The sequence below is a fragment of the Mesorhizobium sp. M7A.F.Ca.ET.027.02.1.1 genome (genome assembly GCF_004022985.1).
Lineage (GTDB): Bacteria > Pseudomonadota > Alphaproteobacteria > Rhizobiales > Rhizobiaceae > Mesorhizobium.
Genome location: NZ_RZOL01000902.1, coordinates 1 through 551 on the forward strand (window position 1 = coordinate 1; position 551 = coordinate 551).

The 551-nt window shown below is 66.1% G+C and carries 1 pseudogene; it reads right to left on the reverse strand.

The features are described from left to right. Nucleotides 1-176: 176 nt before the first annotated feature. Nucleotides 177-551, reverse strand: a pseudogene (locus EN749_RS36915) (sarcosine oxidase); the annotation flags it as partial.

Consider the following 551-nt stretch of genomic DNA (forward strand, 5'->3'; position numbering starts at 1 on the left):
CAACACGACAGGATCGCCCAGGAGGTGCTGGTGCGGCCGGAGCAAAGGCGCGTCATCGATGTTCCCGCCTCCTACCAGACCGTCGCGCGTCGTGTGCTGGTTCGCGAGGGTTCATCAGGCTGGCGGCGGGTGCATATTCCCAGGCATTGCCGGGATTAGGCCATCCCCCGCGGCGGTCAGGCGACCTCCGCCCGCAGCCATGCCTTCAACCCGGCGATATCGCCATCGCCGACGGCCGCCGCAACGCGCCTGCCGACCGCCGCGCCGAACTTGTAGCCGTGACCGGAGCATGCCGAGACAACAAGGCATTTGCCCTTTTCATGCGCCATGAATTTTTCGTCTGATGTGAAAGTGTAGGCGCAGGTGACGACCTCGGTCACCCGATAGTCCTCGATGCGGGCGATCGGCGGCGAAAACAGGTTGCGGATCGCCTCGCCCTCGCCCGCCACCGGCTGACGGTTCCAATCGGCGTCGCTGGTCGGCACCCTGTGCAGGCCGGACCCGAATTTCATGCCGGCGGCGCCGGCATGAAATTCGGGTCCGGCCTGCAC